The organism is Actinomycetota bacterium (assembly GCA_005774595.1).
Classification (GTDB): domain Bacteria; phylum Actinomycetota; class Coriobacteriia; order Anaerosomatales; family D1FN1-002; genus D1FN1-002.
Genome location: VAUM01000157.1, coordinates 1 through 1,198 on the forward strand (window position 1 = coordinate 1; position 1,198 = coordinate 1,198).

A 1,198-nucleotide genomic window follows, 5' to 3' on the forward strand; every position below is an offset into this window, starting at 1 on the left:
ACCTACCTCTCCGAGATCAGGTTCGCCGAGGCAGAAGCGCCGAAGTTCGAGACGTTCGAGGCGGTGACCGGGATCGCTCCGCCGGCCGGCTTCGAGGAGCCCGAGGGACTCGCCGCGCTGACGAAGGGCGCGGGCGGCAGGACGAACGCGCAGGGTGGCGGAGGCAGCGGCGGCTCCGGCGGCGCTTCGGGCGGCGGCTCCGTCCGCGGCCCCGTGGACGGACCGCTCGGCGGCGGGTTCCGGCCCGGCATGGTGCTGACCGCGGTGATCGTCGGCGCGTGCTGCTGCGGGCTGGTGCTCGTAGCGGTGATCGTGCTGGTCATCGTGCTGATACGGCGGAAGAGGAACGCGCCGGCCGCCGACGCGGTGGCACCGGGACCGCCCGCCCCGCAGGGTCCGCCGACCGCGGGTTCGCCGCCCGCGTCGAGTTAGATTCCGGTAAGACCCGCCTGCCATGATGGGTCCCAAAGGGCGGCCTTCCGGCCGTCCGGGAACATTGGTGCGTCATACGATTCCTGGGTACGGCGTACCCTGGAATCGTAGGGATGGGGGACTGCCCCGGCGGGCACGACGCCACCGTCCGGAGACACGGCCGACCGCGCGCCGCCGGCACTTCCCCGACCGCCTCGCCGGCCAGAAGGAGACACCGTGGGCCGCAGACCGCTCCGCACCACCCTCGAGCAACTCACAGGGTCGCGTTCTCGCGCAACGATCCTGGAGCGGCTCTTCGAACCCGAGGGCGAGCTGCCCTGGCTCCGCGACCTCTGCCGGACGAACGGCTCCGGAACGGGCAGGATGCAGCGGGAGATCGCACGCTTCGAGCGTCTGGGCCTCATCGAGCAACGCCGCAGGGACGGGCGCTGCTACTTCCAGCCGGTCCCCGACCACCCGCTCCACGCACCCCTCGCGGGACTGGTCGCATCCTCGCGACGGCTCGACGCGGAAGGGCCGTGGCGCCGGCCGCGAGCCTGGGAGCGGCCTCCTACCTGACGATCTTGGCGATCGGCAGCTCGAGGATGTCCTCAGCCCCGGCCGCCTTGAGGCGCGGGATGAGCACGTTGACGGTCGCCTTGTCGGCCACTGTCGTGATCTCGTAGTCGTCTGACCCGTACAGCTGGTTGACGGTCGGCTTCTTCATCGCGGGCAGCTCGGCTATCACGGCGTCGAGCTTGCCTGCCGGCCCGTTCATCATGAGCAG

1 pseudogene (cut by a window edge) is annotated in these 1,198 nt (G+C 71.3%); it reads right to left on the reverse strand.

Annotation, left to right across the window (positions count from 1 at the left end):
* Positions 1–982: 982 nt before the first annotated feature.
* Positions 983–1,198, reverse strand: a pseudogene (locus FDZ70_06900) (ATP phosphoribosyltransferase); it runs 730 nt beyond the window's last position.